Raw genomic sequence first — 16,163 nt, 5'->3', positions numbered from 1 at the left:
AAATACTGGATACAACTACGGGTTTGAGTACTGTATAATTTCAATAATTTTATTAATAACCTCTGTTAATTTTTCAAGTTTTATTTGACCTGCTTGATATAAAACAATTTGTTTATCGGCAGTAAAAATTCGATTTGGTCTAATATTACTTGGCTGATTTAATCGACCGTAGCTAAAATCAATATTATCTAGTTGAATGGCATAGATATCGCCAACAGCTTGGCTAGTAATTTGGCAAAGAATCAGATCATCTCCCTGAAGAATAGCAATAACTAAAGCTGGTCTGCGTTTTATATCAGTTAAGTCTGAAAATGGAAATGGAACAATAACAACATGTCCTTTTACAAATCCTGCAATGCTGTATTTTCCTCTGATCTTAACCAATCTTTTTGCAGTGATGATTCACTCATAATGGTAATTTCTAAGGTTTTTTCTTTTTGGTACTTGGCTTGTAAGAACTGAACAAAATCTAAAATTTCTTGTAACAGAGGTTCAGGTAATTTTTCTAGCTCTTGTGTAATCTGTTCTTTAAGCATAATTATTTTATTTTGTGCTTTGACAATATCTAAAATAATATTTATCATATCGTTTTTTGAATAAAAATATAAAATCAAAGAAATTCTGCCTCTTAAAGCTAATAGACTTATCCTGCACAAGGCAGAAGCAGCAAAGCTTCGATAGGGAAAATTTATCAAACCATTGCAACAGCGATCGCAAATGATAGCAATAGTTATTAAATTTGCGCTCGCAACTCCTGATTGCCTTAAAATTAGGGTGATAGAGTATTCCTACTTTAATATAATATTAAATTTATACCCTCTGAATGAGCCTCTTCAACCCATAGCAGGAGTGTCATGTTCCATTAACCGCGTACTATGAAGAACTAGTAAATCAAATTGCAGTATATCTGCCTTTCAAATTATGGACTGGAAGTACAGGTGGAAAAATGGCTATCGACCTAGCCGAGATGAAGCGGCAAAAAATCCTCATTTGTTAGATGAGAGTCAGTTCGAAAACGAACAAGACCGAAAGCTTGCTGAAGAAACTACAAGGAAGCATTTGGGCGTACCAGCAGCAACTTTAGATGAAGATCAATCTATACTACCTCATGCAGCTTCGCCTAATGGCAAGGTTTAATACTAAAACATAGGCATTTTTTGCCTATGTCTACTACATACCATTATCAAGTTTAACAAAATGCAGATTTATCAACTTTTTAGTCGATTAAACAATAAAAAATTTACTAAGTTACTCACTCAGGCAGTAGCTGTAGGTGTAGGCGCTATTGTTCTATTATCAACTACTAATGCTAATGCTGCCGAGCAAGTCGTTTTAAAGTATGGTACTTTTCAGGGGCAAATATCTGTTGAAGAATTAAGTCAGTTTACAGAAACTGGCAAAACTACCCCAACATTAAGAGCTTATTTACAGGCGGCGCAACAAGACCCCGCAGTAGCTCGTAAGGCACTAAAAGCCCCAATAAAAGCTGATGCTGCCTTTTTAAATAGCTTACTAGCTAGTTGGGCAGGGCCAATTTTAGTTAACCAAATTGGTGAGGTAGTTCACCCTCCCGCAGGACAACTAGATCAGCAGGCACTGCGAAGTGCTTTAAGTGCATCTATTAAACAAAATGGTGAAGTTACACTACTTGGAGCCATTCAGAATTATCCAAATACTTCTGTTGAACTTGAAGGAGATCGTCTCATCTCTGTTTATGAACGTCTAAGCAATCTTGCAGAACTCTTATAAGGGTTACTTAGAGACAATGCAGTTGTTATCAGATGATTGATTTAGTATCTCAATAGTCGTAGATTTTAGTCACGATCGCAATGAAGTTAATACTGATGAGTCTATCTTAGGGTTCATACCCTGTTACTTAGAAATTCCCTAACCTAAATGTAGAGTTTAGTCTAAGAATAGGAAAAGGATTTTTATGACAAGCGATGTTTCTAGAGATACTAACAAGAATGTGAATGGGTCCCTGATAACAGGTGTTCTCTTGAGTATTTTAGGGGTTATTGCGATCGCAGCGCCTAATTTCGCCACCATATTTGCCGAAACTTGGATTGCCGCGATTTTGATTTTCGCCGGATTTACAAAACTAGTTTATGCCACTCAAACCCGCGAAAGAGGGGGTTTTGTTTGGAAACTTCTCTTGAGTGGACTTTATATTGCAACCGGCATTATGCTGTTTGTTTACCCTTATACGGGTGTTCTTACATTGACTCTGTTACTTGGCACATTTTTGTTGACTGAAGGCACATTCGAGTTAATTCTGGCATTCAAGTTGCGTCCACAAGAAAACTGGACGTGGCCATTAGCTAATGGCATTATTACCCTCGTGTTAGGTGCAATGATTTGGTTCCAGTGGCCCTTCAATGCACCCTGGCTGATTGGGACATTAGTTGGTGTCAGCATTATTTTCACCGGCATTTCACGTGTAATGCTGGCGTTGAGTGGGCGTTCTACTTTAACTGCGGAACTACCTTAAGTGGGGAATAGGGAATAGGGAAAGGTTTTCTAAATGCCTAATTCCCAATCCCCAGTACCCAAAAAAGTTTAGAAGACATTGCAGCAGCGATGCCTACAGCTGGCTATGCCTACGCTAACAAAATTGCTAAATTAACTAAGGAAATCAAAATCAAGGCCAGCTAGCTGCTTTTCATCAATGGTATCTATTGCTACTCCATTCTCTGATATTCAAAACCATTGGGCACGCTCATTTATTACAGCTTTAGCCCAACGCGGTATTGTCAATGGGTTGCCTAATGGCACTTATCGCCCCGATAATTCACTTACCCGTGCTGAATTTGCCGCCATCATCGCCAATGCATTTGGGACAGTTTCCAAGAAGCGGCAGTATATTCCCTTTATTGATGTACCTACGAATTATTGGGCAGCAGCCGCCATTAAAACAGCTTACGAAAAAGCATTTATTAGCGGGTTTCCTGATAAAACTTTCCGTTCTGCTAACCGAATTACTAGAGTAGAAGTCTTGGTTTCCTTGGTAGGAGGCTTAGAAATTGCCACTAAGGTAAAACCTGACCTTCTTTCAAAACTCTCACAAATTTATGAAGATTCTATTCTGATTCCTGAGTATGGTAGAAATCACGTAGCTATTGCCACCAGCGCTGGCTTGGTGGTTAGTTTCCCAAATATCAAATTACTCAATCCTAATCTCGCAGCTACCCGTGCAGATGTGGCAGTGATTATTTATCAAGCTTTGGTATATTTAGGTCAGGCAGAAAAAATTGCCTCTAGTTACCTAGTACAGCCGCCAATATTAACGCCCACGCCGATACCGACACCAACTCCAACCCCAACACCCACACCAACTCCAACACCAACACCCACACCTGTCAATAGCGTTAGGGTAAATCATAGCCGGGAGTTCCGGGGAGCATGGGTAGTATCTGTGTGGAATGGTGATTGGCCTTCCAAACCGGGACTTTCTGTTGCTGAACAAAAAGCAGAACTTACCGAGATTATTACTAAATTACAAGCGCTAAACTTCAATGCTCTGATTTTCCAGGTGCGACCAGAGGGAGACGCTTTGTATGAATCTAGATTAGAGCCTTGGAGTGCTTGGATTACAGGAACTCAAGGGAAAGCACCAGAACCATTTTACGATCCTTTAGCGTTTGCGATCGCAGAATGTCATAAGCATAATCTTGAACTCCATGCTTGGTTTAACCCTTACCGCGCTAGCACTTCCACCGACCCAGCGAAAACAGTCCGTCCCCACATCGCAGCTACCAATCCAGAAAGCGTTTATTTGTGGAAAACTCAGCGCTGGATGGACCCAGGACTAAAAATAGTTCAAGACAGGGCGTATAACGTAATTATCGATGTAGTAAAACGCTACGATGTTGATGGCATTCACTTAGATGATTATTTCTATCCATATCCCATTGAGGGACAACCTTTCCCCGATGATAAAACCTACGCTGCATATAAAGCAGCTGGTGGTACACTCAGCCTTGGCGACTGGCGACGCGACAATGTTAATAAAATGGTACAGCGCCTTTGGCAGGGGATTAAAACAACCAAACCCGACGTTAAATTTGGTATCAGTCCTTTTGGGATTTATCGCCCTGGACAACCCGCTGGTATTACTGGGTTGGATGCTTACAATGTGCTGTATGCTGACTCAAAGAAATGGTTAGAAGAAGGCTGGATTGATTATATCGCTCCTCAACTTTACTGGCGCACAGACCAACCACAACAAAGTTATCCAGCGTTGCTAAAGTGGTGGACACAGGTAAACACAAAGCAAAGACACGTTTACGCTGGCAACAATCTGACAGAACCAAGCAACAAGAGTCGAGAGAGTGATGAGATTGAAAAACAGGTGAAAATTAGTCGTAGCCAAGCTGGACAGTTATCACTGGGGAATATCTTCTTTAATCTCAGTGTTTTGACAGAAAATAGTCAGGGCATTGCTGATAAATTTCAAAGTCTACTTTATAACAAACCTGCGCTACCGCCAACTTTGCCTTGGCAGGATACAACACCACCATCTCCACCCATTGGACTACAAGTCAATAACCGCAAACTGAGTTGGCAGCCTGGAGATAATCAGCCAGTTCGCTCCTGGACACTTTATCGGCTGAGTGGCGATACTTGGACAATTGGGCGAATTTTGTCTGCTGGCACAACCTTTGCTACCGTCCAACAAGCCGGAACCTATGCCGTTTGTGCAGTGAATAGATTAGCCAACGAGAGTGTGGGAACAGTTATTACAGTTAGTTGACCAAAAGTGCTGCCCAGATTCCCGATAACTTTTATGGATACAACTGACGAATGGGGGTCTGACTCTTCAAGATAAAACTAGTCTGACAATAATAGTGTAACTGCGGCATAAAAACCATCATCACCCGCTCAAACACTTATGCTGGAAATTTTTTGAATAATTAACTCTTATAAGCAAAAAGCAATTTTTAACCTTTTCATAACTTAAGATTAACCAAAATTTATTCGGTATCAGCTCTAGAATTTTTGAAGTAAACATTGTACAAAAAAGCTAGGACGTACAGGATGTAAATTACATGAGTCGAAAAGCCAGTAAAGTGTTTATACAGTCTGGGGTAATTCCTTACAGAGTGAACAATGGTAAAGTTGAAATCTTGCTAATTACAACCCGTGACTTTCAACACTGGGTGATTCCGAAAGGAGATATTCCTAATGGCATGAGTCCGCCTGATTCAGCAGCCAAAGAGGCGTGGGAAGAAGCAGGGATAATTGGGCAAGTAGATGCAAATGAACTGGGAACTTACAAGTATCGCAAACAAGGCAAAATTTACTGTGTCAAGATGTATTTATTATCAGTTGATATGCTAAGTGAAGATTATCCAGAAGCAACTAAAAGAAAACGTCAGTGGGTAGAAGTGAATAAAGCTATCAGGCGGGTTAAGTTTAATTCACTCAAACGAATCCTTAAAGGTTTTTTCCAGGTAAAATCTCAATTTTGTGCATTACGATCTTAAGTAATTACCGTAACAAATTAAGCTATACTATACAATATAAAATTAATTAAAGGTTTGGAAGCGTTGACACAAACCTTTGTTTATTCACACCTACTTACTTAAATCCATAGTAAAGCTACCCAAGTTTTTATACCGACAATTCCATCAGCCTGCAATTTCTTAGATGTTTGGAAACTAACAATTGCATTCTTAACTGACTCAGAAAAACGCCCATCAATGGCATCAGTATATAATCCAATATCTTTTAATTGCTGTTGTAATTGTTTTACTCTCAGCCCAGAATCTCCTAGCTGCAATCCATTAAATCTATTCAAATCGGCTCGACCACTAACACCAGTTACACCAGATATATCACCTTCATATTGATGGATTAAATATTGTCCCTGCCAAGCACCAGGAATCGTTGGGTTTCTAGTTCCATAGTGGGCAATCCATAACGGATAATTAGCAAAATCAGATGGATTACCAAGTTCTGTCCAGAAACTGGGGAAGGTATAAATAATTGGTTTGATTGGTTTTTTTGTTTGTTGTAGAAGGGCTTTTTCTACCTCTGCCAACCACTGTTTGGCTGCATTAATTACAGCTTGACTATTTACTTTGTCAGTTACCTCTACATCTAGGACTGGTGGTAAGTCTCCTGGTTCTAATTTGCCCAGCGTTTTTAAGAATTCCTTTGCTTGCTGAACCGGGTCAGATGTATGAGGGTGAAAAAAATGATAAGCACCCCGAATAATACCAACAGCTTTCATGGTTTGCCAGTGATGAGCAAAAGCAGAATCTTTGATGCTAGCTCCTTCTGTGGCTTTGACAAACGCAAAAGTTTTACCAGAGTTTTTTACTGCCGTCCAATCTACTCTGCCATCTTGATCGGCAACATCAATTCCTTCCATAAAATTTTTAACCTTTTTGATTAGTACAATCCTGAACTTATCAGAGGCTTTGATTAAATTTATGCTTTTTCTGGATCTTTGAGTAAATTACAGAAATTTACTAGGGTTGAGTGTTAGCGGCTCGTACTGGAGTCACTCTAACTTTGCCTGTACAAGGCTTGATTTGTTCTGTAAGGGTAAAGCGATCGTAAGCATTAGGAGGTGTGATTTGAATTTTACTAGACATTGGGCAGTTTTTCTCCGGGGAACTAATGTGGTTGTATGCTATCTGAAATGAGGCTTGTTTTCCAGGAGCTAGAGTTACTTGTTGTCGAAGTTGCTTACTTGAAAAGTAAGTGTCCTGGGAGCGAATAACTTTAATTCCCTGCAAAGGTTGATCTTTTGCATCCAGTAGTCCCAATCCTGGATAACCGTAGAGGCTACAAGGAGATGAGCCGTTATTGGTGAAGTTATAGGTAATTGCAACATTCCCAACGCCAGCATCTTCAGAGACTCGGCGCACTGACAATTGACTAGTTTCACAGCGCCTCGGATTTGTGGCAGTAGTGGCTTCAGGGGTAGAATTTTCTGTAGTTTTTTCAGTCGGTGTGGGTGTTGAGGTCAACACAGCTTCTTTCGTCGGCTGTTCAGTGATTGTTGGTAAGGCTTGTGTCTGTTTGGTAACAGAGGGAGAACCAACACAGCCAGTTGTCACCGCAGTCAGGAGCAATAACAGACTGCTTTCCATAAATAGAATTCGCATATCTCTTTTTTTGTGGTGAACTACTTACACTGATGCTTCATATACAGTATAAGTTTCCAATTTCACAAGGGTTATGCACGTCTGCTCCAATGACTTGTTCTGCTGCGTCATTACATAACAAATTCAACAGCTTATCCATCTTTTTGGGCAACGTGAACGGCAGAAAGAAACGAGAGGTGTACACTGTCTCCAAAGTTCCTCAGCTTTTCCCGCAATCCTGCAAATAGCAACTCCTTCGCCTTTGGCTCCAGTCTGCTCATGGTATTTAATAACTTAAGGAAGTCATCGATGCTGTACGTCACCTCACACGCGATTTGCTCAGTTACCAACTCCTTAAAATAACCAGAGTCTAGAATGTCTTGTTCAAACCCTCTCAAAATTTCCGCTTGAGTTTCTGCACCTTCATACCGGATAAGTGAAGGAGCATAGGCTTGATACACTTCCTCGATCGCTTGGTAAACTTCATATTTCAGTTCAGGTCTGAGATTCCATAGTAAGATGAGAAACCCGTTGTCGCGTAATGCCGTAGCTGCCTTGGCATACCGAATTTCTGACGGTATCCAGTGAAAGGCATTAGCAGATAGAACGGCATTGAACTGTTTTGCTTCCAGTTCCCACTCCTCAAATGAGGTGTTGTAGATTGCAACGTTTGGATAGGTTGCACAGTTGCGTTGTGCCAAACGACAAAAATCCTGGTTTGGCTCAATACACGTCATTGAAAAACCAAATTGAGCAAAAGCTACCGTCGCATTTCCTGGACCACAACCGACCTCAAGAATCGATGCATCTGAGTCAAGTTGGGCTAAAACGACAGACCGCTCGATCAGTTGCTTTGGATATTGTGGTCTGGCGTTGTAATAAACATCAGCTACGGGAGAATACCAATTTCTTCGCTGTTCTAAATCTATAGAAGCTCTGGCATTTATTTCTTGTTTAGAGTCTTGCATAAGCTAGTTTTATCAGCTTTTGAGTCCAACTTCATTTTAATTTAGTCTCCTGGATCAAAGACCAATTCAATATCGATTGTCGCGATACTGTTTGCAAGATTACCATCAAACAAAGTAGGTACTGCAAAATCCCCTCGCATCCTGCTAAAGATTGCCTTGTCGTGGGTTTGATTTTATATCCCCGTCTCCGAAGCTAAGTATTCAACCGAATTAAATATTATCTGTTGCTTCAATCAAAGCACTGCAAATCCCTGGTTCACTCATCGAATGTCCGGCATCAGGAACCACTATAAATTCTGCTTCTGGCCAAGCGCGATGTAATTCCCAAGCTGATGTCATCGGGCAGACTACATCATAGCGCCCCTGAACAATTACAGCCGGAATATGGCGGATGCGGTCTACATTTATAAGTAATTGATCTTCTGTTTCAAAAAATCCTTTATTCATAAAGTAATGGCATTCAATCCGAGCAAAAGCGGAAGCAAATTCACTTTCGCCAAACTTTTGCATGAGTTCTGGGTCTAAGAAAAGTCTACTAGTACTAGCTTCCCAAATTGACCAAGCACGCGCTGCTGTTAATTGAATTTCTAAATCTGGATTGGTCAATTGCTTGTAATATGCTGCGATCAGATCGTTACGTTCATCTATAGGAATTGGTTTGAGATATTCTTCCCAAGCATCAGGAAAAATATAGCTAGCACCCTCTTGGTAGAACCAGCGCAACTCCTTTTGTCTCAGCATAAAAATCCCACGCAGAATTAATCCCGTGCATCGAGAGGGATGGGTTTGACTGTAGGCTAATGATAAAGTGCTACCCCAACTACCACCGAAAACCGCCCACTTTTCTATACCTAAATGTTGGCGCAGTTTTTCAATATCACTGACTAAATCCCAAGTGGTGTTTTCTCGTAATTCGGCATGGGGAGTACTTTGACCACAACCGCGCTGGTCAAACATGACTAACCGCCATTTTTCTGGGTGGAAATATTGCCGATAAAAAGCTGGACATCCACCACCAGGGCCCCCATGCAGCAAAACGATGGGTTGACCTTGCGGGTTTCCTGACTCTTCAAAATGGATAGTATGAAGGTCGGAAACTTGTAAACTACCTTCTAAGTAAGGCTCGATCGCTGGGTAAAGTTCTCGCATTTTGCATATTTTATCAGTAATGTTGTCATCGCGATCGCTTTATCTGTCAAACTCTCTTCAAAAGCTAACCGCAACACTTCCAACCATTCTGGTTTGAGTTCGATTCCCGTTTTGATGTCTTTGGTGTGAGTTGCACCATGAAGGGCCAAATTAACCCGCATTAGCATTTCATTTTTGGGTAATCCTTTATCTGCGATCGCAAATCCAGCTTGATGATTATCAATCTCGTGTTTGATCCGAATTAACGCTTTCACATAACTAGTTTGCACCATAAAATTCTGATGGGGATATTCTTGGAGCAAAGTTTGCAACAGCTTAATTCCGGTATCAATTTCTACTGTCTCTCCTTGGCGATCGGGAATTGATAAATCCATCACAATCAGGTCAAAGTGATGATATTGAAGTTGAGAAAGTGTCTCTTTTGTTGTCTGAGCCTTAGCGATCGCAGATAAAGGATACTGTCAACTTAAGACATCGAGCGTACCAGTTAAAATTAATTAGTGGTCATCTACAACAAGAATACCCAGCTTTTTTTCCACTGGTAAATATCCAAAAACTTGATGTTATTTTAAATTTATTACTACCATATTTTCATCCAAATTCAAAGTTTCCTTAAGCTTTATGAAAAATTTCTTCCTCTTTGACGTTTAACTTGAGAGTCATATCTTGTATCTTTTAGCCCTAACTCAGTGAAGTATGCGCTTATTTTAATTGGAAATGAATATTTCAAGCTATACAGAAAAGTGCAAATCTAGAGGTGCGATCTGATTTTGGATTAGGAATCATAACTAATTAGCCCTCACCCTAAATCCCTCTCCCAAGTTTGGGAGAGGGACTTTGAAATTGGCTCCCCTTCTCCCAAAATTGGGAGAAGGGGTTGGGGGATGAGGGCAAATTTTACATTCACGCAAGAGGTTTAATTTTTTCACCTCGGAACTGGTACTTGATTAATTACCGACGCAATTACCGCATCCATTTGTAAACCATCCAGCATTGCTTCTGGTTTCAATATAAGACGATGACGTAGCAACGGTGATGCAACTGCTTTTACATCATCTGGCGTTACAAAATCCCTTCCCGCTAACCACGCTAGGGCTTGAGATGTCTGCAACCAAGCACCGGTAGCGCGGGGTGATGCACCCAAAGTCAAATCAGGATATTGACGCGATATTGTCACCAACGCCAACAAATAATCAACGATCGCTTCTGATACTTTAACTTCTTTGACTGCTTGTCGTGCTTGCAAAATGTCGGCTACTGTTGCGATTGGTTTCAAACGACTAATATCTAAACGTCGTGCTGCAAAACCCGCCTGACGATTGAGTAACATTTGCTTTTCAGCAGATCGATCGGGGTAATCTACCACCAGTTTAAATAAAAATCTGTCTAACTGTGCCTCTGGTAAAGGATAAGTACCCTCAAATTCCAGGGGATTTTGTGTCGCAATTACCCAAAATAAATCTGGTAAAGGCAAACTTTCGCCATCGAGCGTTACTTGCATCTCTTCCATTGCTTCTAGCAGCGCTGCTTGTGTCTTGGGCGGAGTACGGTTGATTTCGTCCGCTAGCAATACTTCAGTAAATATTGGCCCTTTTTTCAAAGTGAAATTGCGGCTATTCAAGTCAAAAATATTTGTACCAGTAATATCTGAAGGTAAAACATCAGGTGTTAATTGAATCCGGCGAAACTCCCCTTTAATTAACTGTGCCAACACTTTTACTAGTAGGGTTTTACCAGTTCCGGGAACTCCTTCTAAAATTACGTGCCCACCCGCTAGCAGTGCTACTAAAACTTGCTGTATTAAGCTAGATTGTCCGACAATTACTTGATTAAGACCTTGACCAAGACGAATTAAGATAGGATGTGTTTCACTCATATTTTTTATTGATAAACAACCAACCCAGAAATACTATGAATAATTCCAAAAAATTAAAAATTAATTTTTAATTTCCCTAATGGTTCGCCATTTCCCCAACCAGCTTAACAGGTCTCGTTCACTGATGGGTTGTTTGCGAGATTGTAGCTTTAAAACTGCATCTAGTTCTGCTGCACTTGCGCCTGTTTTTTCTATCCAGAAATCGATCAAGGCTTGACGTTCTAAAAGTACTTGCCCTAATCCCAAGGCTTTTTGAAGTTGTAGTTGTTCTTGTTTACCCACCATTTCAACAACAAAGTCGGTGGTATCAGCTTTCTGCAACACCCCGGCTAAAGCTTGGATATATGCCTCGCTATTATCTACAACTGGTGTATCTAAAGCTACAGGCTTACCAAAGCGGCGATTCTGCGCCCAAACTAGCACTAATAGCAGGATACCTACCTGGATCAATATTGGAAATAAAGGAGTTTTAGCAATAAAACTAGATAAATCTCCTTCACTTTCTTTCTTTCTGACATCGGCATCTTTATAGCCGTGGATGTATTCATCGACAAATATTGTATTACTTTTTTCAATAACCAAACTAGCTAAATACTTGAAATTACTTAAATAATCTTGGTAGGCGTTGGCAGCTAAATAAGGAGTAGTAGAAAAAATCACCTTTCCTTTTTTGTAATTCTCTTTCCAGACAACAGCACCAAAGCGATCGCCTAAATTAACTTGCTGGGAGTTAGCTTTTTTATATCGTCTACGTGTATCAATTTTAATATTACCTTCAGGAGATTTTTGCATAGTGCTAAACTCCGCTTCTGTAACCCGCGCCTTCGCACCCAAAATTACTAAAGTATTCCCTTTTTCTACCCATTCCCGCTCTTGACTATCCAGTGTGGTTTCCCTGGGATAGCCGCCTATCTGTAGCAAGGTAACTGGGCTGTTCTCTGGCTGAATATCACTAAAAGGCTTTTGCCAGCGCTTAATAGAAATTCCCTGTTGTTGCATAAAAGCGTACCAAGCACCATAGCCATCAGAGTTTCGGTTATAGGTAGAGCCAGCGTTAATTTTAGTATTATTGGGAGCCGCGAACAAACTAAGTAAAACGATCGCAGCGAGTGCGATCGCTCCCATCCAAGCAAGGCGATTTGGACGTTTCATTTTCGACTTTCATTGCTTTGGAATATCACTAGTGTTAATACTTACTTATTTTTCAGGCAAAGTCAAAAATATAATTAATTTTTTCTCAGTTTTCCAGCACTATGCGCTCTCTATATGCGTCACTCTTGCCCAGATTTTTGAGAATATCCTCTACCAAAATCAAAATGGCAGAGACATGAGGGTTTTTCCACTCTGGAAGGTCATGAGTCCACTCAGCAACTTCAATCGGGTCAAGATGCCCAAAAGCTTGATAAACCTGCTGAATGATTTCCTCTTCCTCTTCACAAAGGTCTTCGTCTCTCTAGGGAAGGGATTGACTATTATATTAATGCGAATATACATCAGAATACAGGAGTAAAACACGTTTTCTACCGGGAGCATCCCAATTTTGCCAAAAGATACAGGACTGGTACAAAAGCCCGATAAAAACCTCTTTCCTTTGTGTTCTTCTCTACGAGACGCTTTGCGAATGCGTCCTTTGCGGTTCGTTATTTCATTCTCCGTCTAAGTCAAAATACCGTATGAAAATCAACTTGCACATTTGGGATGCTCCCTTTTCTACCTGGTTAACATACTTAGAAATAATTTACTAACTACAATAAGCCAGACTGCTTAATCCAGGAGTATTCACTAAGTCAGTGTTGACCATCCAACCATTACCAGATAATTCTCCAGGAAAACTTCTGGAAAGGTCGATTTCTACCCAAATGTAATTTTCAGATTTGTATGACTTAACGATTTTACCTGTAACCAAGTTCACAAACACAATTGTGTTTGGATAAAGTGTTGTAATAAAAGGTTCTTTTGTACTTGGTTGGCGACGTATAGTTTCCTGTCGGACAATTTGCCGACATACACTGCCAATAGTAGGTTTATTCCAGATGTTTTGAGCGTTGTTATTCGTCTGACAAAATTTCAGCACAGCAGTTTGAATAAACCCTGAAGTTGGAGATTTAATTCTAACAAATCTATCTCCGCTAACTGGTATATATGCTAAAGTAATCCTTGTTTTTGCCGACAATATTCTGATAGCGTTGGATGATGTTGAAGGTTCTTTGAAAATTGGAGTATTTACTTTAGTTGCACGACAATTCGACTGTGAAGAATTAAAGGGAGTCTGTGTGATTTGAGCAAACACAGGTACACTCAGAGCAAACGTAGCAATATTTACTAGAGTAAAAATATACAATAACTTCTGAAATTCCACGTTTTTTCCTCAATCCCACTTACGAAAGACTGTACATTAGATTCGGAACTTATAAACTTTGATGTAAAAAAAACCTATAAAAATTATTTTTAACTATGAGAATATCATATAATGACTTATTACTACTAATTACCAACTACGGGCAATCTATTAATTATGAATCAATCCAATAATAGTGGAATAGTTGAACAGTTCGTTAATACAGTGATGGGGGTAAAACCTGGGAATAAACAACAGTATCTAAACACATCAATAGCTACTACACAAGAACTAGATATCAGAGCAGGTTTAGTTTATATACTAGGGACTACCCTACAAATCTTAGTGATGATTATCGTGTTATTAGGAATGGAAAAGTTAGTGTTTTTCATTGATAATAATTCTGATTTTGCCAGTTGGTTTAGTACTTTATTAACTGGATTATTTTTTGCTCTATTAAGTATCCGTTCTCGAATTTTTTCTCTTTTAGATAATACCCGTTCTCGTCAGACCTATGACCAGGTAATCAGACCAAGATGGTCTCCTCCACCTTTAGTATTTCCCATAGTTTGGATGATAATTGCTGTTTTGCGGGTAATTTCTTCTGTATTGGTTTGGCAGCAAATGAATCACCATTTTTTAGTGTTGCCTTTAATTTTGTTTGTGGTACATTTGGCTTTAGGGGATACTTGGAATACGATTTTTACTGTAGAACGGAGATTAGGTGCTGCTGTACCTGTAGTTATTTTAGGCCCTTGGTTATCTGCTGTAGTGGTGACGGCAATTTATTGGCAAACTAATCCTATAGCAGGAATGACTTTATCATTTTCTTGTGTGTGGTTAACTGTAGCTGTTGTATTGGTATTTAGAATTTGGCAATTAAATGGATCTGAGCCATTGTATCCTTTAAAACTAACACCTGTGGATAAATAAATACCAAAAATTCACCAAGACAATAAAGCTAGGAAAAATATCACTTGACTTTTGATTACCGCATTCAATATACATAAAAAACGGTAGAGCAGTTAACAATCTACCGTTTTTTAAACTCTTTAAGGGAGTTAGCTTCTAAACCAATTTTATCTAAATCTTTTTTCTTAATCATAATGACAAGCATCGCCAAGTTCTAAATAGTGCCGAAAGTAACACCCTGTTGTTTGAGCCACTTCCGGTATGCTATAGAATAGCGATCGCTCGGTAAATGTACTTCTGCTTGCAAATCCAAAGGTAAGCGTCGGGGTTGCTGCGACTCGACAATGGCAATATCTTGACTAGCAACTTGATTTTGAATATCTAGATACACTTCCACTTTTACTTCACGGACACTGTTTACCATTAACCAATATTGCACCACGCACTCATCTTCATCAACTGGTGTAATTGTATAAAAGATATTTAAACGATGATCTCCAGGTCCAAGTTTAAAGTATGCCACTAGCGGACGGAAAATGCGGTAATCGTAAGTGTTGAAAATCAGTGGTGCTGATAGAGGATTACCGGAATTAAAATCTAGTTCCCACAAACCACATTTGAAACTAATCCCATCTGGAAGAGGCTCTAATTCATAGTGCGTCAACTCAGGGCGACTGGCGTGGGCAAATAATCCCGAATGCATAATTGGGAAGTGTGCCGGATCGATGAAATTTTCTAGCACCCGCAAAGGGCTAGAGTGATAGTAGTAAGGGCCACAGAAAATCTTTTGATACACCGGATCGTACCATTCAGAAAACGGAGCTATGTCTTGTTTTGGTGTCCCTAAACAAACCCACAGCAGATCGTAACGTTCTTGAACTTGGTAAGTTTTAACACAAGCTTGTGTGGGGGGCGATTGTTCGGGATTAGCCGGAACTAGTACACATTTTCCCTCGCTATTAAAGGCTAAACCGTGGTAAGGACAAACAAGAGTCTCTTTATTAACATATCCTAGAGAAAGACGAGCACCACGATGAGGGCAAACGTCTTGCCAAGCTAAAACTTTGTCGCCATTATGCCAAAGCACTATGTTTGAGCCTAATAAGCGCTTTTGCAGGACTGTTCCAGGTTGGAGGTCTTGCGATCGCGCTATTACATGCCAATCATTCAGCAAAATCTGGTCTTGCACCATGAGTATCGACACCTGTCAGGTCAAATACCTATATCTTAATCATCCTGTGGAAAAACTATCAAAGCACTTTTAGGATTTGTTAACAGATAAATGTGCGATCTCCACGTATGCAAAAACTCAAAGTGGTGGTAAATTCAGGTTCATGCATAAGTCCTATAAGTTTATCAAAGCGATAGAAAACAAAACAATGGAGCGGCAAACCCCAACTCAAATACAGCAGGATTTACTGATAAAAGCCTATGCTGCCTTCAACGCCCGTCATATTGATTCCGTTATCGCCTTGATGCACTCTGATGTGGAATGGGCGAATGGTATGGAAGGCGGATATGTTCGCGGCCATGCGGCGGTGCGTGATTATTGGACTCGCCAGTGGAGCTTAATCGATCCTCATGTTGAACCTCAAGGTTTTCAACTTGATGAAAGCGGGCGGATAGTGGTTCATGTTCATCAAGTAGTGCAGGATCTAGATGGAAAGTTGATACACGAGCAAATGGTTCAGCATATTTACACTATCGAGAATGGATTAATCCGACAAATGGATATTCAGGCTTTGTGAATTAAGGAGCCTTGGTTTTACAGCTATTTTCAGGTAAATAGACCACGCGGTAGGGGCGCAAGGCCACGCGCCGCT

The 16,163-nt window shown here is 40.1% G+C and carries 17 protein-coding genes and 2 pseudogenes; 7 read left to right on the top strand and 12 right to left on the bottom strand.

What is annotated here, in order from left to right; genetic code table 11:
* Nucleotides 1-15 precede the first annotated feature (15 nt).
* Both NLP_RS11895 and NLP_RS11890 read right to left on the bottom strand, forming a co-directional pair.
* Nucleotides 16-384: a type II toxin-antitoxin system PemK/MazF family toxin gene (locus tag NLP_RS11895; protein ID WP_234017285.1), complete on the bottom strand. Its 369-nt coding sequence runs from the start codon at nt 382-384 to the stop codon at nt 16-18.
* Nucleotides 342-584, bottom strand: a complete 243-nt coding sequence (locus NLP_RS11890) for a DUF2281 domain-containing protein (protein WP_234017284.1) — start codon at nt 582-584, stop codon at nt 342-344. Before NLP_RS11890 ends, NLP_RS11895 begins: the two co-directional genes overlap by 43 nt.
* Nucleotides 585-921: 337 nt before the next feature.
* On the opposite strand from NLP_RS11890, the gene NLP_RS11885 reads away from it, so the two are divergent.
* From NLP_RS11885 to NLP_RS11865, 5 genes are all read left to right on the top strand, one after another.
* The gene (locus NLP_RS11885) at nt 922-1,137 is read left to right on the top strand and encodes a bromodomain-containing protein (protein ID WP_104906587.1); all 216 of its coding nucleotides are present in this window, start codon (nt 922-924) and stop codon (nt 1,135-1,137) included.
* 60 nt (nt 1,138-1,197) lie between these two features.
* On the top strand, nt 1,198-1,749 hold the full coding sequence (locus NLP_RS11880) for an alpha/beta hydrolase (RefSeq protein ID WP_104906586.1): 552 nt from the start codon (nt 1,198-1,200) through the stop codon (nt 1,747-1,749).
* Between the two features lie 184 nt (nt 1,750-1,933).
* Nucleotides 1,934-2,491, top strand: a complete 558-nt coding sequence (locus NLP_RS11875) for an HdeD family acid-resistance protein (protein WP_104906585.1) — start codon at nt 1,934-1,936, stop codon at nt 2,489-2,491.
* Between the two features lie 177 nt (nt 2,492-2,668).
* Nucleotides 2,669-4,753 (top strand): glycoside hydrolase family 10 protein, encoded by a 2,085-nt coding sequence (locus NLP_RS11870; RefSeq protein WP_104906584.1) that lies wholly within the window; start codon nt 2,669-2,671, stop codon nt 4,751-4,753.
* A gap of 295 nt (nt 4,754-5,048) precedes the next feature.
* Nucleotides 5,049-5,486: an NUDIX hydrolase gene (locus NLP_RS11865; RefSeq protein WP_104906583.1), complete on the top strand. Its 438-nt coding sequence runs from the start codon at nt 5,049-5,051 to the stop codon at nt 5,484-5,486.
* Nucleotides 5,487-5,584: 98 nt separating this feature from the next.
* Here NLP_RS11865 and NLP_RS11860 read toward each other — a convergent pair whose 3' ends face one another.
* The 9 genes and pseudogenes from NLP_RS11860 to NLP_RS11820 form a co-directional block, all read right to left on the bottom strand.
* Nucleotides 5,585-6,376, bottom strand: coding sequence for a GH25 family lysozyme (locus NLP_RS11860; RefSeq protein ID WP_104906582.1), 792 nt, complete (start codon nt 6,374-6,376; stop codon nt 5,585-5,587).
* 100 nt (nt 6,377-6,476) lie between these two features.
* Nucleotides 6,477-7,103, bottom strand: a complete 627-nt coding sequence (locus NLP_RS11855) for a DUF4232 domain-containing protein (RefSeq protein ID WP_234017283.1) — start codon at nt 7,101-7,103, stop codon at nt 6,477-6,479.
* Nucleotides 7,104-7,249: 146 nt separating this feature from the next.
* Nucleotides 7,250-8,065 (bottom strand): class I SAM-dependent methyltransferase, encoded by an 816-nt coding sequence (locus NLP_RS11850; RefSeq protein WP_104906580.1) that lies wholly within the window; start codon nt 8,063-8,065, stop codon nt 7,250-7,252.
* A 210-nt stretch (nt 8,066-8,275) separates the two neighbouring features.
* The gene (pip, locus tag NLP_RS11845) at nt 8,276-9,214 is read right to left on the bottom strand and encodes a prolyl aminopeptidase (protein WP_104906579.1); all 939 of its coding nucleotides are present in this window, start codon (nt 9,212-9,214) and stop codon (nt 8,276-8,278) included.
* A 29-nt stretch (nt 9,215-9,243) separates the two neighbouring features.
* Nucleotides 9,244-9,753, bottom strand: a pseudogene (locus NLP_RS11840) (response regulator); the annotation flags it as partial.
* 386 nt (nt 9,754-10,139) lie between these two features.
* Nucleotides 10,140-11,090, bottom strand: a complete 951-nt coding sequence (locus NLP_RS11835) for an AAA family ATPase (protein WP_104906578.1) — start codon at nt 11,088-11,090, stop codon at nt 10,140-10,142.
* A gap of 60 nt (nt 11,091-11,150) precedes the next feature.
* Nucleotides 11,151-12,242, bottom strand: a complete 1,092-nt coding sequence (locus NLP_RS11830) for a DUF4350 domain-containing protein (protein WP_104906577.1) — start codon at nt 12,240-12,242, stop codon at nt 11,151-11,153.
* A gap of 85 nt (nt 12,243-12,327) precedes the next feature.
* A pseudogene (locus tag NLP_RS36045) lies at nt 12,328-12,522 on the bottom strand (hypothetical protein); the annotation flags it as partial.
* A 309-nt stretch (nt 12,523-12,831) separates the two neighbouring features.
* On the bottom strand, nt 12,832-13,449 hold the full coding sequence (locus NLP_RS11820) for a hypothetical protein (protein ID WP_104906576.1): 618 nt from the start codon (nt 13,447-13,449) through the stop codon (nt 12,832-12,834).
* Between the two features lie 156 nt (nt 13,450-13,605).
* Between NLP_RS11820 and NLP_RS11815 the strand changes: the two genes are divergently transcribed.
* On the top strand, nt 13,606-14,361 hold the full coding sequence (locus NLP_RS11815) for a TspO/MBR family protein (protein WP_104906575.1): 756 nt from the start codon (nt 13,606-13,608) through the stop codon (nt 14,359-14,361).
* Between the two features lie 193 nt (nt 14,362-14,554).
* Here NLP_RS11815 and NLP_RS34845 read toward each other — a convergent pair whose 3' ends face one another.
* On the bottom strand, nt 14,555-15,544 hold the full coding sequence (locus NLP_RS34845) for an aromatic ring-hydroxylating dioxygenase subunit alpha (protein WP_234017282.1): 990 nt from the start codon (nt 15,542-15,544) through the stop codon (nt 14,555-14,557).
* A gap of 130 nt (nt 15,545-15,674) precedes the next feature.
* Between NLP_RS34845 and NLP_RS11805 the strand changes: the two genes are divergently transcribed.
* Entirely contained in the window at nt 15,675-16,088 is a 414-nt protein-coding gene (locus NLP_RS11805) for a nuclear transport factor 2 family protein (protein ID WP_234017281.1), read from the top strand.
* Nucleotides 16,089-16,163: the final 75 nt, after the last annotated feature.

The organism is Nostoc sp. 'Lobaria pulmonaria (5183) cyanobiont', assembly GCF_002949795.1.
Lineage (GTDB): Bacteria > Cyanobacteriota > Cyanobacteriia > Cyanobacteriales > Nostocaceae > Nostoc.
Note: the sequence above shows the minus strand (reverse complement) of the source record. Positions and strands in the feature narration are given on the sequence as shown.